Here is a 16006-nt window from a genome sequence, read left to right on the forward strand (position 1 = left end):
GCATCGGTACCTGTCTGTCCGTCGAGAAACCCACCGTGAATGTACGGGACACCAACATTTATCATCAATGTCTGTTAGCAACTACCATGGAAGATGTGTTTGTTGCGAGGCTCATGTCCACGAGTCTCCACACTGTGCGTCCCGACACGCTGGTTGAAGACGCGGCACAGTTGATGTTGGACAACAACATTAGCTCTGTCATCGTCGTTGACGAATCGAATCATCTCGAAGGAATTCTGACGACGACGGACTTCGTTCGTATCGTCGCAAAGAGCCAACCGAAAGCGCAGACGACCGTCTCTCGGTACATGACGACGGATGTTGTCACCGCTGCTGCACAGGACTCTATCGTCGCGGTCGCGGACTCGCTGACGAAACACGGGTTCCACCACATGCCCGTAGTTGACGAATCCGAAGGCGTCATCGGCATCGTCACGACCTCGGACCTCGCCGCCTACCTTTCACAGCCGGAACAGTTTGCCGTCTCGTAAACCACCTGTTACTTGACGCGGAGCGCCTGTACTGGTTGTTCGTTCGCGGCCCGCCACGCCGGATAGAGACCGCTCGACAGGCTGACGACGACGCCGAAAAAGACGGCGAATCCGAGGTAGCCCGCGGTTCGAACGTTCAGCACAACCGGGAGTGTTACCTCGGGAACGACGAGGAACAAGCCGAGCGCGACGAGTCCGCTCACGACCGCGCCGACGACGCCACCAACCAATCCGAGGAGTCCGGCCTCGACGAGAACCGTCCAGAGGACTTGCTCCCGTTGGATGCCCACCGCCCGGAGCACGCCGATTTCACCGCGACGCTCCGAGACGCTCATCAGCATCACGTTCAGGATGCTCACACCCGCGACGACGAGCGAGACGGCACCGATTGCGATGAGAAACGCGTTCAACAATCCGAAAAACTGGTCGATTCGCGCGACGATTTGTGAGAGTTCGAGAATGCTAACACGCTCTGTCCGAGCGTTCAACGCGCTTCGAACCGCGTCCGCGGCGGCGGCCGCCTCGCTTCCCGATTCCGCGCGAACGATGACTTGCGTGTACGATTCGTCAGCGAACGCGCTTCGCGGAATCAATACGGCACCGTCCGGTTGGAGGAGATTGAGTCCGTCCGACTCGGCGAGAACGGCGATAACGCGGTATTCGCGCCCTTCGATCGTGATCGTCCTGCCGACGTCCACGCCGAGGTCGGCCGCGACGTCGCTTCCGACGATTGCTCCGTGCCGATGGCGCTCTGGTAACTCGCCCGCGCCGGCAACGAAGATGTCACTCGGTCGTTCGACGGCGTACAGCGCCGCGAAGACCCTGGCCTCGCCTCGTTCGACCAACGACCCGCCGGTCACGACTGGAGTGACCGTCGCGTCGCTTCCGACTGCTCGGGTAATCGTTGCGACGTCGCGGTCGGTCAGTCGCTCGATACCGGCGTCGGCATTCGGCGAGATAATAACCTGGTCGCCGAGACCGCCGAGGGCGTCCGCGGCGGTGAGTTGAATGACGCTTCCGAGGATGCCGAGCGTTGCGATGGCGAACACGCCGATGATGATGCCGAGAATGGCGAGTGTCGAGCGAAGCCCGTTTCGCGCGAGGTTTCGGCGGGCGAGGTACGAGGCGGCGTGCACGCTCTCGGCCGTCGTTCCGACGCGCCCGAGATGTCTGTCGAGACGGCTCATCTCGATTCGACCGGCTCCGACGACGCCTCGCGTCTCCGGAGTTGCACCGCCGCGGCCACCGGTAAGACGAGAGCTGTCACGAGAACGATGGCGAGGACGCTCTTCGCCGTCACACTGCGTTCGAACCCGGCTTTGGTTCCGGCGTCACCGTCGGTCCCGGGACCACCGAGTCCGGTCGCTTTAGACTCGGAACTGGACTCCTCATCGAGTTTTTCAGCGCTTCCGACCGCACCGACGGCCCCCGCGGAACCGACGTTTCCGCCGACTAGACCGCCGACAGCGAAGCCGCCGGACTGGTCACCGCTCGGGAGGTCTAACACGGTTTCGCGGACGACGACGACCCCATCGACGGTGTACCGAACGACGACGGTCACGTTGGTCGCTTCGCCTCCGACGGACCCGGTAAGCTCGAACGGTGCAAAATCGCTCGGCGCGACTCGTCCGACGAAGTAATCACGCTGTGGGTAGGTCGCTTGGACCGTCTCGCTGTCGGCGAGTTTCACGACGACGCCCACCGCGTCGCCACGGCCCTGATTAGCGACGTTTCCGAGAACCCGCAGTTCGCCGTCATCGACACGCACGTCGAGGTCGGTCACGACGAGGTCGGCGACAGCGGGCCGGTACTCGATGGTCTTCGTCGCGCCGCCCAGTTGGGTTCCCACTCGGTACGATGCCGTCAGCGTGAGCGCTCCAGACTGCCGAACCTCGGAGAGGTCGAGCGTTGCGGTCGCGGACTCACCGGGCGCTATCGGTCCCGGAATCGACAGGCGCGGCAGTGACTCGGCCGCGCTCGTCGGTTCGATGACGACGTCCGAAACTGGTGCCGACCCGAAATTGGTCACGACGACTTCGAACAAACCGGTCGGCGCCGTCGAATCGTCACCCGCCCCGTCGGTCACGCCGCCGCCGAGCGCGCCCGCACCGCCTGCACCGCCGGCGAGCAGTGACGTGATGTCGGGTGCGGCCGCCGCGTCGTCATCCTCTCGAATCGGTCTGAGCGTCAGTTGCACGTCGTCGTCGAATTCGGCCACCTGAAGCGGGACCGAGACGAGCCGAGTCCGCTCCGTTCCAGCGGCGGTCGTGTAGTTGACCCGGAGTTCGGCCGTCGTCTCACCCGTCGCCGCCGGGACGACAGTCAGATTCCGAATCTCGGTCGCTCCCGCGGGCAAGGTTGCAACTGACGCGCGTTCGACGGCGGCGCTTCCCTCGACGGACGCGACGGAGACGACGATGTTTCGCATATCGGCCGTCGTCGGATTCGAAAGCGAGACCGCGACCGGCGTTTCGGCGTCCACGACGGCGTCACCGACTTGCACGTCTATGAGCGGCGGTGCGTCTTCGACGGCAATCGGGACGGGTCGTTCGACGCGAACCCTGTCGCCGTCTTGGTCAGTTCCCGTGACGGTGAGCGTCAGCGTTCGCGGCCCTGCCGTTTCGAACGTCATCGCAAGCGGGACGGTCACGCTATCGCCCGGCGAGAGACCGCCCAATCTCTGCGCTCGTGTCGTTCGGTCTTCGACGGGGTCCGTCAGTTCGAGTTCGTCAATTCGCGCCGCATCGGGACTGCCGACCGAGTTGGCAACCGAGACGGAGACCGTGACCTGCTCTCCGACGACCGGCGTGGCTGGTACGACTGTCACGTCGCTCACGGTGAGTCGCGCGTCGGGGACGGCGGCGACTGCTCCGACAGCCGAAACGAGGAGCATCACGGCGACGAGAAGTGTGATTCGGGTGTGACCGCGGCGTCTCATTGGGTTGTGTTAGCATTCCAAACGGTTAGCCGTGCCGCCGGTTTGAAACGAACGCCAACTTTCTCGACGAACTATTCGACGGATATTTGACGAACTGTTCGATGAGTCACTCGACAAACTGTCTGACTGGTTGTCAGACAAACACTCGACAAATTCCGGACCAAACGCCCGACTGACTTACTCGACTGTTTCGGACAGGCTTTCGACGACGCTTGCGAGTTTCGGGTCGTCGGCGTGTCCGTGATGGACTGCCAGCGGTGAGACGCTCACTTCACCGTCAACCATCGAGCGACGGTCACTGCCGACGGGGTAGCGTTTGCTGTGTTCGTCTTCGAGCGGGAACGGGTTCTCGAACCCAACGGCGTTCGGCCACGAAACGTCCTGAAGACGGACGTACACTTCGTCGTCGCCGATGTCGTGTTCGCAGTCGCCGTCCGGAAGAACCTCCGAATCGGGTCGGTGTTCGACTTGCTGGTCGTAATCGGCGTGGGGCCGCGTCACCCGCATTCGTGGGTTCGGAACGTCGATGGGTGCGTTCACGTTCAGGAGGTCAACGTCCTCGAAAATCCCGGTTCCGTAGACGCGTTCTGTCACGGCGCGGGCGATTCTGGCGGGTCGAGAGAAGTCGTACTCCTCGGGTGGATGACAGAAGAAGTCCCGGGCGTGGTAGCTTGAGACGGCGATAGCCGGGGTGCCGAGGAAGGCGGATTCGATGCCTGCACCCACCGTTCCCGAGCGCCCGACGACGTAGTTGCCCGCGTTCGGTCCGTCGTTGATACCGGAGACGACGATGTCGAAATCGGTGTCAAGGCCGCGGAGTCCGTACGCCGCGCAGTCGGCGGGCGTCCCTTCGAGAGCGTAGCCCCACGGGTGGTCTCGGCGGACGGCGAGCTCGTTGCGGGCGCGACCGACGCCGCTTTGGTTTTCGGCGGGCGCGACGACAGTCACCTCACCGATGGCGGTGAGTTCTTCGCGCATCGCCGCGATGCCGGGAGCGTCGATACCGTCGTCGTTAGTGAGGAGGATACGAAGCGGGGTCGCGGTGTCACTCATCTATCGACCTGTTTCCAGTCGGCCGCCGTAGCTATTCCGAATTCGGCTCTTACCGTGTGTGGCATCGTCATCCGTGACACGTCGAGTGATATCGTGAGAAGCCGAAATGCCGTCACGTGACGCGAGTACGTGACAGAATCTGTCGCCGCGTTTATTCTCTTAACCCTGACTCTCACGAAACTGTGAATATAATTCAAACGGTGACTTTATGTAATTAAGTTCGTACTAACGAATGAATGCGCTCCGAACCAGTACGACCGGCAGTCCGGGCACCCGCGGAGACCGGGGTTAATATCCCATTAATCAACCGGATTTCGGCTTCGCTGTCCGCGTCGTCTCAAACTGGGTTCGCGCTCGGTTTTCTTTGTCGTCGTCTCCGGTGGTCCCTTCGACGGCGCTCCGATGCGATTCGACGCTCCCGGTTGGCCGCCTTCCAAACTTCGTTCCGAACCGACCGTACAACCCTCCGACGAACCTCTCTATGCCTTCACGAACTCCCGCTTCGAACTCCGCCCTCACGTCTACTGCCTCACGAACACCCCTTCACAGCCGAGGTGAAAGACGCGTGAGTTCCGTCAGCGGCACCACAGACGACGTCCCGTGGGACGACATCGGATTCGTCATCAGTTCCCGATACCGAGTCTCCGTCCTTGACCGACTTGCTGACGGTCCCGCGACACCGACGCAAATCGCCTCCGACTCCGAAAGCGCTGTTTCGCACGTCTCACGGGCACTACAGGAGCTTCGAGACCGCTCGCTCGTCGAATTATTGGTTCCCGAACAGCGGCGAAAAGGTCGTGTGTACGGCATCACCGACGACGCCGAGAGTCTCTGGCGGATTATCGAGGCACAACAGATGGCTTGAAAGCGGCCTCGAATCCGGTCGTTCGGCACGAGCCTCCAATTTACGAGGTTTCGATGCTTCCAAACTCTCTCAAAATCTCACAATGTCTAGAATTTCTACAAATTCTAAATTTCTTGGACTTTTCACTATCTCCAAGATTCTGCCAATGCGGCGTCCTTCTTCTTGCGGACGCGGTCGTTATTTTGGCGCGATTCGTTCGCTACTCTTGCTCAGGAACTGGTACGTCCGCTTTGCGAGACTCATTCCGACGCCGGTCGATTCGACGATGTAGTACGGCACCAATTCGCCGCCGAACTTCGATTTGTAGGTACACAGTCGCTCCGTGTTCGCGCCGACGAGGTCGTACTTGGTGACCGATTCGAGCACGTCGTCCTCGACGATGTCTTCGATAATCGTCCAGTGAAGCAGACTGTTGATGCTGACGCCGTCGTACTCGCCGCGCGCGCCGCCGAGCCAGAAGTATGCGGCCTCGTCCGAGAAGGGGACGATCATACCGCTGAGATACTTCCCGTCGGGGTCGCGGGCGACGTACACTCGACACCGGTCGCCGAGGTTTTCCACGAGCGATTCGACGAACTCCCACGGCATTGCGAACGGTTCGTCCTGTTCGTCGTATCTGGACACGACGTCGTCGTAGACGGCCCGTGCGCCGTCGATTCCTTCGGTGTCGATGCTCACGTCGAGTTCGGTCGCCTGTCGAATTTCGCGTCGGAGACTGCTACTGAACTGACTCTGTATCTCGTCGAGAGACCAGTCGGCGAGGTCGAGCCGGTAGGTAAACGACGGCTTGACGGCGAATCCGGTCCACTCGAACGGCCGCGGGTCGAGATACGACGGCGAACAGAGGATGCGGACGAACGTCCGCTTGTCGCGCACGCCGAGTTCGTCTAGCACCAGGTCGGCGAACTCTCGGTTGACCGATTCGTAGGTGCTCTGCTTCGGACTGTTCGGCATCAGTATCGGCCCGATATAGGGAATCGCCATCGACGGGGGCGGGGACACGACGACCCGTCCGAGTGGGTTCTTACGGACGAATGTCGGAAATAGTGCGACCGGTTCTTGGCCTTTGAACACGCCGAAGAGGTGCATTTCGCCGTCGAAATGCTCGTCTATCGCGGCGAGGACGGCAGGCGTGTGAAACGCTTCGATACCCGACGATGGGAGTGCGTCTGCCCACGCGTCGAGACTCAGTGGTTCTATTCGCATATTTGACATGTATTGGATTGTGTGTGGATGGTCGATTGCTGTCTGGCGGTGAGGGTTCGGCTTGCTTTCTGTGCTGTCGTCATCGATGGAGAAGCCCCGAAACCAACCGTGCTGGAAGGCTGTTTCCGCCCGCGTGGGCGAGTGATTCGAGCCGCGGGCCGAGCTGATTTTTGTACAGGTGTGCGACGGTTCTCACCGGAAGCGCGCCGTGTTCGATTTGGTAGAACGTGACGAGGTCTGGGTTGTACTTGCTCTTGTACTGGTTGAGCCGTCGGTTGTTGGCTCCGACGAGGTCGTATCGGGCCATCCCTCGTTGCATCCCGTCGCGCATGATTCGCCAGTCGAGGAGGTCGTTGATGTCCACGCCGAAGTCGTGTTCTGGACGGACGCCTCCGAGCCACCGGTAGATGGTGCGACCGTACTGGAGCACGACGATTCCGCTCACGAACGACCCGTTGTAGCGAAACACATACGGCCTGACCTGTCCGTCCGGAAGCGAATCGTACAGGTCGAGAACGAACTGTGGCGGCACGTCGAACTGCATGTCTTGTTCTTCGTATCGGTCTTTGACCAGCGTGAGAATGGTCCGAATGTCGTCCCGATTGCCTTCTTCGATTTTCGGGATGATTTCTGCTCCGTCGCGGACGTTCCGCCGGGCACTTCGACTGAACGACATCAGCAGGTCGTCTTCACCGCGGGTCAAATCGACGTTGTAGGTGTACTTCGGGGAGACGTCGCACCCGCCCCACTGGAACGTTCGCATATCGGTGTAGTAGTCGCCGACGCGGACGTGCGTGTAGTTCGGCCCGATTTCTGAGTTCACCCACTCGGTACACCCCTCGATGAACCGATTTCGCCGGCGTTCGAACTTGCGCCGCTTGATATTCCCGGCGTCGAACATGACCGGCCCGAGGTACGGAACGCCGATGTTCGGCGGCGGCGAGAACGCGGTTTTGATCGGTCCCTTCCGAATCTCGAAGAGGGGAAACAACCCGACCGGCTCTTCGGTTTTGAACCCGACGAGCAGGTGTAGCTTCGCATTCGAGTACTTCGCTTGCAGTTCGAGAGCGTCGTACTGGTGAAAGAGACTCGCCTGACACGATTGCTCGACGTAACGGTCCCATTCATCGCGGCGGCCCGGGTCGAATTCGGTGATTTTGATGGTCATGGCCGGCGGATGAGCGAGCGCCCCGGTAGCGAGGGTGTGGTTGATAACTCCTGCGTGCGGCCGGAGCGTCCAGTCGCTCCGAGCGTCCCTGCGCTGTCAGCCGATTCGGGATGGAGTCCGTACCACGATTGGGCTTTCCCAACCGGTGTCATCTCGGAAGGCATTCTCGGACTAACGTGATGCTCGGCCGGAGATTTGTTATGTAGCGACTATACGATGTCTCGACCCGCGTTCCGGTTTTCAGGGGGTCTCTGCGCGCGTCCGCAGGCTGTCGATTCCGTAGCCGTGGGTCGGCTCACCGACGAGTCTCGTGGCGACGTACTCGGCAATCGCGTACGCCATCCACGCTTGACACCAGCGCATGAGCGTCATGCGCTTCGTGTAGAACCGGTGTTTTCGGAAGTAAAACCGCCCCTCGTCCGGTTCGTACATGTTCGCTAGCGCCCAGTCGAGTGCGCGTTCTGCCCTGTCGTACTGCCCGGCGTAGGTGAACACGAGAATTCCCTGTGCGGTTGCGTGAATGTCCCGTGGGTAGGCGTTTTCCTCGTCGAAGTTGGGCGCGCCGTCGCCGTCGAACAACTCCTGCGCGTAGAAGTCGAGTCCCCGCGCAGTCGTCTCGTCGTATCGGCCGCTACCCACGAGTTGTTCGTAGCGCTGGAAGCACTCGACGATGAACCCGTTGTGATGGTTGTCCATCGAGAGGTGCGACGCGCTCCGTGGCTCGCGGTAGTACCACCCGCCGCAGTCGGTCTGTTTCGCCGCCACGAAGTCGTACACTTTTTCGGCGCGTTCGAGGAGTTCCTCGTCGCCGAAGTGGTCGTACAACTCGACGAAGAGTCTCGCACCGATTGCCAGCGCGTTGAGCGTGTAGCTGTCTTTGGGATGTGAGAGGTAGTAATCCATGACCGCACCGTCGTCTTTCAGCCGGTAGTTCAGGTCTTCCAGCATCACATCGACGGCAGTCTTGGCGATGTCCGGATAGTCCGGGTCAAACTCGCGTCCGGCGAGAAGTGCCTTGACACCGTAGGACGTCGAGACGACGTTCGGCGAGTGCGGAATCCCCGAGCGCGGGCCGTTGCGCCCGGAGATGTGTTGAATGACGTGTCGGTGGCTTCCGGCGAAGCCGCTGTATCCTTTCGCTTGGTTCGCCACGAGCCATTCGGTCAGTGACGCCGCGTCGTCCAGATACGCCCGAGCGTCGTCGCCGCCGTCGAACCAGTTCGCCAACTGCGCGCGGGTTCGATTCGCCATGGCGAACAGCGAGATACCCTTGAAATTCCGCCGCTGTTCGACGAGAAATAGCGGGCGAACGTTGATTGGTGAGCGCTTGATGAACTCTTGGACCGCGAGGTTAAACCAGCGGTTGTCGATGGGAATCGACAGCAACACGCGACTGCTCATCCCGTCGCCGTAATCCCACCCTTTGTAATCTCGTTCGCGGGCGTATTCGAGCACGTCGTCGAGCACGTCTACGTACGTCCGGAGATGTTCGATATCGACGCGCTCGTCGGATTCGTAGGCGTGTTTCGGTGATGTGGTCATGATGTAGAATGGCCTCTCTGAGGGGGCTGACTGCCCGAGGGAAAGCCCGCGTCGGGCTTTGTTATACGTCGAATACCACCGGACCGACCCGGGAACGACCCGACCGAATCGCCGCACCGGCGCGTGAAAGTCGTGAGCTGTGTGAGTGATACGACGACGGTGAGAGCCGTGAGGTACGTGAGCCAACTGAGCGGCGTGAATTGGGTGTCTCAGATACAAACGCTGTGTGGGGTGAACGGGGTGGGGCGGGTGTGGACACTGAAAGAACTGACCGTCATGACCAGACTGAAAAGACCGAGTAACGTGACCGGACTGACCTAATTGACCGGGCTGAACTGGCTGACAAAACTGAACTGAGTGACTGGACTGAATTCCCTGACCGGACTGACCGAACCGAGTAGCCTGAACAGCCTGTCTGAGCTGAATCGCATGGATAGACTGAGTAGGCTGACCGAACTGAAACGGGTGACAAAGTCGAGAGCGATGAACTGGATGACTCAGATGAAAACCGTGAGTAGACTGAGTAGGACGCATCTACCGTGTCGTCGGGGAGACGTCGGTGACGTGACCGACCGCGACTCACTCGGCTTCGTGTTCCGACTGTACGGTCTCACGAGTCCGCCCGGTTCGAGTCGCCTCCGAACCTCCATCATCGAGGAACTCGCGGTAGTAGTCGCCGACGGGACCGACCCACGCCCCTCGGTCGAGCGCCCACGCGACGACTTCCCGATAGAGCCGCCGGTAGCCGGGGAATTCGTCGTCGTTGAAATATCGCGGGTGCCACAACACAGTCATCACCGCGTCGTTCGCTTCGGCTTCGACGAGTAACTGTTCGCACTCGGCCCACGCCGATTCGAACGACCTGCCGGGGTCAGGAAGCGAGACTTCCATCAGCGTCAGCGGGAACACGACGAACTCGTCGTCGAACGGCCGAAACGGTCGGTAGCCGTGTTGGAAGCCGTGTGTCGAACTCGACCCCGGACTGGCATCGTACTTCAGCCCGAGTTCCCTATGATACTGCCACGTTCGGGGACCGAGTTTGAGGTGGTGCTGTCGCCCGCCGAGGATGTCGCGGCCGAGTACCGATTCGAGTTCCCGCTTTTCGGTTCGCAGGCGGTCGAAATCGTCACACGACCTGAACGACCCGTGGATGCCGACCTCCCAACCGCCGTCGTCGAGCGCGTGGATAACTTCGGTTATCGCTTCCGCCTCGATGTCGTACCGACCGAGGTGTTCGATCCAGTTTTTCGGGTCGAACCAGTCAGCAAGAGTCCCCGTTCGGAGGAGACTCGGCTCGTTGAGGAAATAGAACGACGACCTGACCCCGAGGTCGCGTTCGAGCGCCATGATGTCCTCGAACTGCCAGTAGGGGTTTTCGCGGCCGAGGAGCGTCCGAAGGTGGTAGCCCGGATTCGACTGCAACGCGTAGAACAGCCCTTGATAGGTCTTGTACGGGCGGTCCACGTCGTGGGTCAGGCAGAGTGCGAACTCACTCATCGTCGCCCCCGAACCCGTCTGTCGTGACCCACTCACGCATCAGCGACTTCGACCTCCGAGAGCACGTCGGCGATTCGCTCCGCCGCGGTTCCCTCGCCGTAGAGAGACGGTTTCGACGGGAGCGGGTCGGTCGCGTGCAGTGCGGTTCGAATCGCGTCTCGGTCCGCGCCGACGAGGACGTTCCATCCGGAATCGACGGTCTCGGTCCACTCGGTTTCGTCGCGGAGCGTGACACAGCGCGTGTCGAGGTAGAACGCCTCTTTTTGCACGCCGCCGGAATCGGTGACGACGCGTTCTGCGCCGTCGAGAAGTCTGACGAAGTCGAGATAGCCGACTGGCTCGACGAGGCGAACAGTTTCGTCCTCGGCGAGGCGCGACCAGAGACCGCTGTCGCGGAGCGCCTGCTCAGTTCGAGGGTGGACGGGGAAGACGACTGGTTTCGGCGCGTCAACGAGTCCATCGACGATTGCACTGAGTCGTGACCGGTCGTCGGTGTTCGCGGCCCGGTGAACCGTCGCTAAGACGAACTCGCCGTCGCTGAGGTCGTGGGCTTCGAGGACCGTCGAGCGCTCGCCGGCGGCCGACCGGACCCGAAGTACGGCGTCGTACTGCACATCGCCAGTCACGTAGACGCCGTCGTGAATCCCTTCGGACGCTAACGTCGTCGCGGCAGATTCCGAGGGGGCGAACAGGAGGTCCGCGCAGTGGTCGGTGAGAATCCGGTTTATCTCCTCGGGCATCGCCCGGTTGTAGCTTCGTAGCCCCGCCTCGACGTGCGCCAAACGCGGCGTGCGCTTCGAGGCGACGAGCGCCGCCGCGAGCGTCGAGTTCGTGTCGCCGTAGACGAGCACCACGTCGGGGGCTTCGTCGGCGACGACCGCGTCGAGTAGTTCCATCATCTCGGCGGTCTGAGCGGCGTGCGGTCCCGACCCGACACCGAGGTTGTAATCGGGTTCCGGGATGTCGAGTTCGTCGAAGAACACGCCGGACAGCGACTCGTCGTAGTGTTGTCCGGTGTGGACGAGCACTTCGTCGTGGTCGCGCCGAAGCGCGTCTGAGACCGGGAACGCCTTGATGAACTGCGGCCGCGCGCCGACGACAGAGAGTATCTTCAGCCCGCTCATCGGCGGGGGCCTCCGTCTGTCTCTGTCGCTTGCGGGACCTGTTCGGAGCCGACAGTGTCGGGTGTGGTTCCTCGCGGCCCGCCGCCGATTTGGTACACGCGATGGCCGATGTCGCCGAGCGTGCCGCGGCCGTCGATGACGACGAGGTCGTCGAAGGCGGCCCAGTCGATATCGTCGAACTCCTCGTGCGGTGTGACGACCACGACGGCGTCGAGTTCGCGCTCGGCTAGAGCCGAAAGCGAGACTGGCGTCGCGCCGAACGAGGCGATACTGTCGGCGTCGAGCATCGGGTCCGCGGCGACGACGGTCGCGCCGAGGTCGCACAGACGGTCGATGACGCCGGCGGCGGGTGTCGCGCGAGTCTCTGCGACACCGGGTCGATAGGTAACACCGAGCACCGCGACGGTCGAGTCGGCGATATCTCGCCCCGTCGCGGCCAGTTCGTCGCGGAGCGTGTCGGCGGTGAACGTCGGCATGCTGTCGTTGACTGCCCGCGCGGTGTGGAGAAGCGGGGTCTCGGTCTCGACTCGACTCGTGATAAAGTACGGATACCACGGGATGCAGTGGCCGCCGACGCCCGGTCCGGGCGCGTGGATGTTGCAGTACGGTTGCGTGTTCGCCGCCTCGATAGCCGCTGTCACGTCGATACCGAGGTCGTCGCGCACGCGAGCGAGTTCGTTTGCGAGCGCGATGTTGACGTCGCGGTAGACGCCTTCGAACAGTTTCACGGCTTCCGCGGTCGTCGCATCGCACACCGGGATGACCTCGTTCGAGGTTATCTCGCCGTACAGTAGCGCGGCGACGCGGGTGCTCTCAGAATCGACGCCGCCGACGACTTTCGGATGCGACGCGGTGATATCCCGTAGCGCCCGCCCCGACGAGGTTCGTTCGGGACAGAACGCGACGCCGAACTCGTCGCGCGAGACGCCGCTTTTCGATTCGAGATACGGAACGACGAGGTCAGCGCTCGTCCCCGGCGGGACTGTACATTCCACGATAACGGTGTCTCCGAGCGCGAGTCCGTCGGCGATGCTGTCGAGAACCGCCTCGAACGCCGCGAGGTCGGGTTCGCGGTCTTCGGTCAGCGGTGTCGGAACGATGACGACGTGTACCGCCGCCGACCGCGCCGCGGCAACGCTGTCGGTCGTCGCGCGAAACGCGCCGCATTCAACCTGCTCGGCGACGAGTTCCGGCAGTCCCGGCTCTTTTGCGACGTGACACCCGCCGTCGTTCACCGTCTGCACCACGTCGGCGTCGATATCGACGCCCACGACGTTCCCCGTCACGTCGGCGTAGACGGCCGCGAGCGGGAGTCCCATCTTCCCGAGACCGTAGACCGCGACCGGGACCGCACCGTCTCTGAACGCCCGTCGCTGGTCGTCCGGCGCGAGCGCGGAGCCGTAGAGACCGGTTCGGGTTTGGCGGTTGCTGTTCATCGGTGACTCTCCGCCGGTTCGACGCGTTCTGCTGTGGCGTCGGCGCTGGCTTCGATTCGGTGGGCGACGTCGATAGCGCGAAGCCCGTCAGTTGCCGAGACGAGGACCGGCCCGTCCTGTGTGGCGGCGTCGATAAACGACTGAAGCTCGTATTTCAGTGGCTCACCGGTCTCTATCATCGGTTGTTCGATGACGACCTCGTGACGGTAGCGGATGTTCCCCTTGTCGCGGAGGTAGTCCGGACGCGACTGGCGGAATATCTGCACCGACTGGTTCAGGTAGTCCACGCGGATGAGGCGGTCGCGGGTCGTGATGTCGAGCGTCCGCGTCTTCTGTTGGGTAAGCCGACTTGCCGTCAGCGAGCCGATGACGCCGTTGTCGAAGGTTAGCTGTGCTGTCGCGTACTGTTCGTCAGGCGTGCTCGTCGCCGCGACGGTCTGGACCTCGGCGTCAACCAGCGAGAGGATGACGTCGATGTCGTGGATCATGAGGTCCATGATGACGCCGTCGCCCATCTCGCGGGTTAGGGGCGGTCCCAATCGGTTTGCAGTGATGGCGATGGGTTCGACGTCTTCGAGGAGACCATCGAGGGCGCGCACGGCGGGATTGAATCGCTCGATGTGGCCGACTTGGAGCGTCACGCCGTGCCACGTTGCGAGCGCCGACAGGTCCTCGCCGACCGAGACGTCGTCAACGAACGGCTTTTCGACGAGGACGTGGACGCCCGCTTCGAGACACTGCCGAGTCACGTCGGCGTGGTACGGCGTCGGCACCGCAACCGAAACCACGTCAACTCGGGTGAGCAGTTCGTCGATGGTGTACGCGCCCGTCTCGAAGTCGTCCGCGACGGCTCCGGCCCGGTCGAGGTCCGCGTCGGCGACACCGACGAGTTCGACACCGCGAAGCTCCGAGTAGACTCGCGCGTGATTCGACCCCATCGACCCGACGCCGATGACGCCCGCCGCGACGAGCGCGTCGTCGCGGCTCACGTCACCACCCCCGCGTAGTCGGCGACCGCTCGACCGATACGCTCGATATCCGAGTCACTCAGTGCCGGATGAACCGGGAGCGAGAGAACACGTCTTGCGGCGTTCTCGGCGACCGGCGCGGACACAGACAGGTGCTCGTAGGCCGCCTGTTTGTGGACCGGCTTCGGGTAGTACACGCCCGTTGCGATGCCTTTGCCGTCGAGGTACGATTTGAGTGCGTCGCGCTCGACGCCGTCGCACTCGACGGTGTACTGGTGGAAGACGTGGGTTCGGTCCGGCGGCGTGTCGGGCGTCGTCACCGGCGCGTCTTCGAGATAGTCGGTGAGGGCGGCGGCGTTAGCCTGTCGCGCGCGGGTAAAACCGGGAAGTCGCCCGAGCTGGATGCGTCCGATGGCGGCCGCGATGCTCGTCATGCGGAAGTTGTGACCGACTTCGGCGTGTTCGTAGCCGGAGACGCGGCCGTGGTCTACGAACCGGGCGGCGCGTTCGGCCACGTCCGCGCTGTTCGTGGTAATCATCCCACCCTCGCTCGTGGTCATGTTCTTGGTCGGGTAAAACGAGAAACAGGCCGCGTCGCCGAACGAGCCGACCCGCTTTCCTTCGACTGCTGCACCGTGGGCTTGGGCGGCGTCTTCGACGAGCGCGAAGTCGTAGGTTTCTGCGAGTTCGCCCAGTCGCGTCATATCGGCCGGCAGGCCGTACAGATGGACCGCGATGACCGCATCGACCTGTTCGCCGGCGCGGAGACGCGCTTCGAGCGCATCGGGGTCGAGGTTGTACGTTCGCGGGTCGATATCGACGAAGCCCACGTCCGCGCCGGTGAAGGTGACGGCGTTGGCGGTTGCGATGAACGTAAACGGCGTCGTGAGTACGCGGTCGCCGGGACCGATATCGAGCGCGTGGAGCGCGGCGTGGAGCGCGGTCGTTCCGTTCGACGTGGCGACACCGTGGTCGGCACCGCAGTAGTCGGCGAATTCGCGTTCGAAGCCCCTCACTTCTGGCCCGTCGGCGATGATGCCGCTTTCGATGACGTCGCCGATTCTGTCCCGTTCTTCGTCGCCGAGTTGCGGCGACGCAATCGAGATGTAGTCGTCGCTCATCGTCGAATCGCGTTCTCCCCCTGCAGTTGTGCCGGCAGTTCGCGGTGGACGGCAGGAGCGCCCACGGCGAGCGTTCCGGGCGGCACGTCGTCAACGACCACTGCACCGGCGGCGACGAACGCGCCTTCGCCGATTGTCACACCCGGAAGGAGCGTCGCGTTCGCGCCGATAGAGACGTGATTTTCGATGGTCGGCCCGACGAGTTCGGCCTCGGTGCGGACCGGATACGGGTCGTTCGTCATCACGACGCCGGGACCGACGAACACGTCGTCGCCGATGTGCGTGTTCGTCGGGATGTAGACGTTTGTCTGGATGCTCACCCGAGAGCCGATGGTCGTGGTGCCGTCTACGACGGTCTCGGTGCCGAGGAGTACCTCATCGCCGATTTCGGTCCGTTCTCTGACGAGGACGTTGTGACCCGTGACGAAATCGTCGCCGATAGTCACGTCCGCGTAGATGATGCTTCCGGCGCGGATTCTGGCTCTGTCACCAATAACTGGTTCGGTGCCGTCGCCATAGCCGATGGTCACGTCGTCGTCGATTGTTGATTCGACACCCAACTCCGCACTCATCGGTGTGGACCTCCCGATGGTCGTC

Annotated in this window: 14 protein-coding genes; 2 read left to right on the forward strand and 12 right to left on the reverse strand. The window is 62.4% G+C overall.

The features are described from left to right. The first annotated feature begins 86 nt into the window (after nt 1–86). Nucleotides 87–491: a CBS domain-containing protein gene (locus C440_RS01995; RefSeq protein WP_049915162.1), complete on the forward strand. Its 405-nt coding sequence runs from the start codon at nt 87–89 to the stop codon at nt 489–491. 8 nt (nt 492–499) lie between these two features. On the opposite strand, the gene C440_RS02000 is transcribed toward C440_RS01995, so the two are convergent. The 3 genes from C440_RS02000 to surE all read right to left on the reverse strand — a co-directional run bounded on the left by C440_RS02000 (nt 500) and on the right by surE (nt 4482). Beyond that, complete coding sequence (locus C440_RS02000) at nt 500–1678, reverse strand: ABC transporter permease (protein WP_008317782.1); 1179 nt, start codon at nt 1676–1678, stop codon at nt 500–502. Beyond that, nucleotides 1675–3429, reverse strand: coding sequence for a COG1361 family protein (locus C440_RS02005; protein ID WP_008317784.1), 1755 nt, complete (start codon nt 3427–3429; stop codon nt 1675–1677). The genes C440_RS02000 and C440_RS02005 overlap by 4 nt, the downstream gene beginning before the upstream one ends. 177 nt (nt 3430–3606) lie before the next feature. Then, the gene (gene surE, locus C440_RS02010) at nt 3607–4482 is read right to left on the reverse strand and encodes a 5'/3'-nucleotidase SurE (RefSeq protein WP_008317785.1); all 876 of its coding nucleotides are present in this window, start codon (nt 4480–4482) and stop codon (nt 3607–3609) included. 565 nt (nt 4483–5047) lie between these two features. Between surE and C440_RS02015 the strand changes: the two genes are divergently transcribed. Beyond that, nucleotides 5048–5347, forward strand: coding sequence for a winged helix-turn-helix domain-containing protein (locus C440_RS02015; protein WP_008317786.1), 300 nt, complete (start codon nt 5048–5050; stop codon nt 5345–5347). Nucleotides 5348–5524: 177 nt separating this feature from the next. Here the strand turns inward: C440_RS02015 and C440_RS02020 are convergent, their stop codons facing one another. From C440_RS02020 to C440_RS02060, 9 genes are all read right to left on the reverse strand, one after another. Beyond that, nucleotides 5525–6562, reverse strand: coding sequence for a GNAT family N-acetyltransferase (locus C440_RS02020; RefSeq protein ID WP_049915163.1), 1038 nt, complete (start codon nt 6560–6562; stop codon nt 5525–5527). Nucleotides 6563–6632: 70 nt separating this feature from the next. Beyond that, nucleotides 6633–7721 carry a lipid II:glycine glycyltransferase FemX gene (locus C440_RS02025; RefSeq protein WP_008317789.1) on the reverse strand — a complete coding sequence of 363 codons (1089 nt, stop codon included), beginning with the start codon at nt 7719–7721 and terminating at the stop codon, nt 6633–6635. Nucleotides 7722–7961: 240 nt separating this feature from the next. Beyond that, nucleotides 7962–9263, reverse strand: a complete 1302-nt coding sequence (locus C440_RS02030; RefSeq protein WP_008317791.1) for a prenyltransferase/squalene oxidase repeat-containing protein — start codon at nt 9261–9263, stop codon at nt 7962–7964. 579 nt (nt 9264–9842) lie between these two features. Beyond that, complete coding sequence (locus C440_RS02035) at nt 9843–10760, reverse strand: polysaccharide deacetylase family protein (protein WP_008317792.1); 918 nt, start codon at nt 10758–10760, stop codon at nt 9843–9845. 32 nt (nt 10761–10792) lie between these two features. Next, a complete protein-coding gene (wecB, locus tag C440_RS02040) occupies nt 10793–11884 on the reverse strand; it encodes a non-hydrolyzing UDP-N-acetylglucosamine 2-epimerase (RefSeq protein ID WP_008317794.1) in 1092 nt (363 codons plus the stop codon). Beyond that, nucleotides 11881–13320 carry a nucleotide sugar dehydrogenase gene (locus C440_RS02045; protein WP_008317795.1) on the reverse strand — a complete coding sequence of 480 codons (1440 nt, stop codon included), beginning with the start codon at nt 13318–13320 and terminating at the stop codon, nt 11881–11883. The genes wecB and C440_RS02045 overlap by 4 nt, the downstream gene beginning before the upstream one ends. Further along, entirely contained in the window at nt 13317–14309 is a 993-nt protein-coding gene (locus C440_RS02050; RefSeq protein WP_008317796.1) for a Gfo/Idh/MocA family protein, read from the reverse strand. The genes C440_RS02045 and C440_RS02050 overlap by 4 nt, the downstream gene beginning before the upstream one ends. Further along, nucleotides 14306–15409 carry a DegT/DnrJ/EryC1/StrS family aminotransferase gene (locus C440_RS02055; RefSeq protein ID WP_008317798.1) on the reverse strand — a complete coding sequence of 368 codons (1104 nt, stop codon included), beginning with the start codon at nt 15407–15409 and terminating at the stop codon, nt 14306–14308. Before C440_RS02055 ends, C440_RS02050 begins: the two co-directional genes overlap by 4 nt. Next, entirely contained in the window at nt 15406–15981 is a 576-nt protein-coding gene (locus C440_RS02060) for an acyltransferase (protein ID WP_008317799.1), read from the reverse strand. The genes C440_RS02055 and C440_RS02060 overlap by 4 nt, the downstream gene beginning before the upstream one ends. Nucleotides 15982–16006: the final 25 nt, after the last annotated feature.

The organism is Haloferax mucosum ATCC BAA-1512 (assembly GCF_000337815.1).
Lineage (GTDB): Archaea > Halobacteriota > Halobacteria > Halobacteriales > Haloferacaceae > Haloferax > Haloferax mucosum.

Excerpts from the sequence above, each read along its gene's own strand:
- C440_RS01995 (WP_049915162.1), top strand. The coding sequence starts at position 87 with ATGGAAGATGTGTTTGTTGCGAGGCTCATGTCCACGAGTCTCCACACT.
- C440_RS02000 (WP_008317782.1), bottom strand. The coding sequence starts at position 1,678 with ATGAGCCGTCTCGACAGACATCTCGGGCGCGTCGGAACGACGGCCGAG.
- C440_RS02005 (WP_008317784.1), bottom strand. The coding sequence starts at position 3,429 with ATGAGACGCCGCGGTCACACCCGAATCACACTTCTCGTCGCCGTGATG.
- surE (WP_008317785.1), bottom strand. The coding sequence starts at position 4,482 with ATGAGTGACACCGCGACCCCGCTTCGTATCCTCCTCACTAACGACGAC.
- C440_RS02020 (WP_049915163.1), bottom strand. The coding sequence starts at position 6,562 with ATGTCAAATATGCGAATAGAACCACTGAGTCTCGACGCGTGGGCAGAC.
- C440_RS02025 (WP_008317789.1), bottom strand. The coding sequence starts at position 7,721 with ATGACCATCAAAATCACCGAATTCGACCCGGGCCGCCGCGATGAATGG.
- C440_RS02030 (WP_008317791.1), bottom strand. The coding sequence starts at position 9,263 with ATGACCACATCACCGAAACACGCCTACGAATCCGACGAGCGCGTCGAT.
- C440_RS02035 (WP_008317792.1), bottom strand. The coding sequence starts at position 10,760 with ATGAGTGAGTTCGCACTCTGCCTGACCCACGACGTGGACCGCCCGTAC.
- wecB (WP_008317794.1), bottom strand. The coding sequence starts at position 11,884 with ATGAGCGGGCTGAAGATACTCTCTGTCGTCGGCGCGCGGCCGCAGTTC.
- C440_RS02045 (WP_008317795.1), bottom strand. The coding sequence starts at position 13,320 with ATGAACAGCAACCGCCAAACCCGAACCGGTCTCTACGGCTCCGCGCTC.
- C440_RS02055 (WP_008317798.1), bottom strand. The coding sequence starts at position 15,409 with ATGAGCGACGACTACATCTCGATTGCGTCGCCGCAACTCGGCGACGAA.
- C440_RS02060 (WP_008317799.1), bottom strand. The coding sequence starts at position 15,981 with ATGAGTGCGGAGTTGGGTGTCGAATCAACAATCGACGACGACGTGACC.